This is a genomic window from Lachnotalea sp. AF33-28 (assembly GCF_003477885.1).
Lineage (GTDB): Bacteria > Bacillota > Clostridia > Lachnospirales > Lachnospiraceae > AF33-28.
In genome coordinates, this window is sequence record NZ_QUEE01000033.1 from 1 (window position 1) to 2,898 (window position 2,898).

The following is a 2,898-nucleotide window of genomic DNA, read 5'->3' on the forward strand; positions in this document are numbered from 1 at the left end:
AAAGGTCAAGCAAGTAAGAGCGTAAGGTGGATGCCTTGGCACTAAGAGCCGAAGAAAGACGCGATAAGCTGCGAAAAGCCGCGGGGAGGAGCAAATATCCCGAGATCCGCGGATGTCTGAATGGGGAAACCTACTTGAGCAAACCTCAAGTGACCTGTACTGAATCCATAGGTGCAGGCCGGGAACCCGGTGAACTGAAACATCTAAGTAGCCGGAGGAAAAGAAAGAAAACTCGATTTCCAAAGTAGCGGCGAGCGAAATGGAAAGAGCCTAAACCGTGGTGCGTGCACCGCGGGGTAATGGACCGCAATAAGTGAGGCGAATTGTTAACAGAACGGTTTTGGGAAAGCCGGCCAGAGAGGGTGAAAGCCCCGTAAGTAAAAACAATAGCCAGCGAGCGGAATCCGGAGTACCACGAGACACGAGAAACCTTGTGGGAAATCGGGGGGACCACCCCCCAAGGCTAAATACTCCTTAGTGACCGATAGCGCATAGTACTGTGAAGGAAAGGTGAAAAGAACCCCGGGAGGGGAGTGAAAGAGAACCTGAAACCTTATGTTTACAAGCTGTGGAAGTATTTTAATGTACAACCGCGTACTTTTTGTAGAACGGTCCGGCGAGTTGCGGATACTGGCAAGGTTAAGCACTTTTAGGTGCGGAGCCGAAGGGAAACCAAGTCTTAACAGGGCGAAGGAGTCAGTAGACGCAGACCCGAAACCGGGTGATCTATCCATGTCCAGGTTGAAGCTGCCGTAAAAGGCGGTGGAGGACCGAACCCACATCCGTTGAAAAGGGTGGGGATGAGGTGTGGATAGGGGAGAAATTCCAATCGAACCCGGAGATAGCTGGTTCTCCTCGAAATAGCTTTAGGGCTAGCCTCTGGTTAGTCTGTCGGAGGTAGAGCACTGAATTTCCTAGGGGGCGTCAAAGCTTACCGAAGAATATCAAACTCCGAATGCCGAACAGATGATGCCGGGGAGTCAGACTGCACGAGATAAGTTGGGTAGTCAAAAGGGAAAGAGCCCAGACCTCCAGCTAAGGTCCCCAAGTGCGTGTTAAGTGGAAAAGGATGTGGGATTTCAGAGACAACTAGGATGTTGGCTTAGAAGCAGCCATACATTCAAAGAGTGCGTAATAGCTCACTAGTCGAGAGGTTCTGCGCCGAAAATGTCCGGGGCTAAAACACGCCACCGAAGCTGAGGAATGTAGTAATACATTGGTAGAGGAGCAATCTTAACGGAGTGAAGCTGTACCGAAAGGAGCAGTGGACTGTTAAGAAGAGAGAATGCCGGAATGAGTAGCGAGATGGAGGTGGGAATCCTCCAGGCCGAATATCTAAGGTTTCCAGAGTAAAGCTGATCTGCTCTGGGTAAGTCGGGACCTAAGGCGAGGTCGAAAGACGTAGCCGATGGACAACAGGTTGAGATTCCTGTACTACGATATGACAGAACTGTGGGGACACAGAGGGAAAGCAGGAGCCGGGAATGAAGAGCCCGGTACAAGCAGAGGACCAGTACATCAGGCAAATCCGGTGTACAATGGGAGGCTGTTAAGTGGACCGAACTAAAGTAGGGAAGCCTGTGAGCCAGCTGTCAAGAAAAGCCGCTATTGTTCATATCGTACCCGTACCGTAAACCGACACAGGTGGATGAGGAGAGAATCCTAAGGCCGACGGGAGAAGCATTGTTAAGGAACTCGGCAAAATGACCCCGTAACTTCGGGAGAAGGGGTGCCCATGAAGATGGGCCGCAGAGAATAGGCTCAAGCAACTGTTTAGCAAAAACACAGGTCTATGCAAAACCGTAAGGTGAAGTATATGGGCTGACGCCTGCCCGGTGCTGGAAGGTTAAGGGGAGAGGTTAGACTTTAGGTCGAAGCTTTGAACTTAAGCCCCAGTAAACGGCGGCCGTAACTATAACGGTCCTAAGGTAGCGAAATTCCTTGTCGGGTAAGTTCCGACCCGCACGAAAGGCGTAATGATTTGAGCACTGTCTCGACAATGCACCCGGTGAAATTGAAATACCAGTGAAGATGCTGGTTACCTGCGCCAGGACGGAAAGACCCCATGGAGCTTTACTCCAGCTTGATACTGGGATTCGGTATTGCATGTACAGGATAGGTGGGAGGCTGTGAAGTACGGACGCCAGTCTGTATGGAGCCGCTGTTGGGATACCACCCTTGCGGTACTGGATTTCTAACCTGCACCAGTGAACCTGGTGGGGGACAATGTCAGGTGGGGAGTTTGACTGGGGCGGTCGCCTCCGAAAGAGTATCGGAGGCGCTCAAAGGTTCCCTCAGAATGGTCGGAAACCATTCGAAGAGTGTAAAGGCAGAAGGGAGCTTGACTGTGACACCGACGGGTGGAACAGGTACGAAAGTAGGACTTAGTGATCCGGTGGTATAAAGTGGGATTGCCATCGCTCAACGGATAAAAGCTACCCTGGGGATAACAGGCTTATCACTCCCAAGAGTTCACATCGACGGAGTGGTTTGGCACCTCGATGTCGGCTCATCGCATCCTGGGGCTGAAGTAGGTCCCAAGGGTTGGGCTGTTCGCCCATTAAAGCGGTACGCGAGCTGGGTTCAGAACGTCGTGAGACAGTTCGGTCCCTATCCGGCGCGGGCGTAGGAAATTTGAGAGGAGCTGTCCTTAGTACGAGAGGACCGGGATGGACGAACCGCCAGTGTATCGGTTGTCGTGTCAACGGCAGAGCCGAGTAGCTGTGTTTGGTGTGGATAAACGCTGAAGGCATCTAAGCGTGAAGCCCCCCTCAAGATGAGATTTCCCTAACGCAAGTTAGTAAGACCCCTTGAAGACGACGAGGTAGATAGGGCAGAGGTGGAAGTGCAGCAATGTATGGAGCTGACTGCTACTAATAGGTCGAGGGCTTGACCAAA

1 rRNA gene is annotated in these 2,898 nt (G+C 51.8%); it reads left to right on the forward strand.

What is annotated here, in order from left to right:
- The first annotated feature begins 3 nt into the window (after window positions 1–3).
- Window positions 4–2,897, forward strand: a 23S ribosomal RNA gene (locus tag DWZ56_RS22505).
- The last annotated feature ends 1 nt before the right edge of the window (window position 2,898 follow it).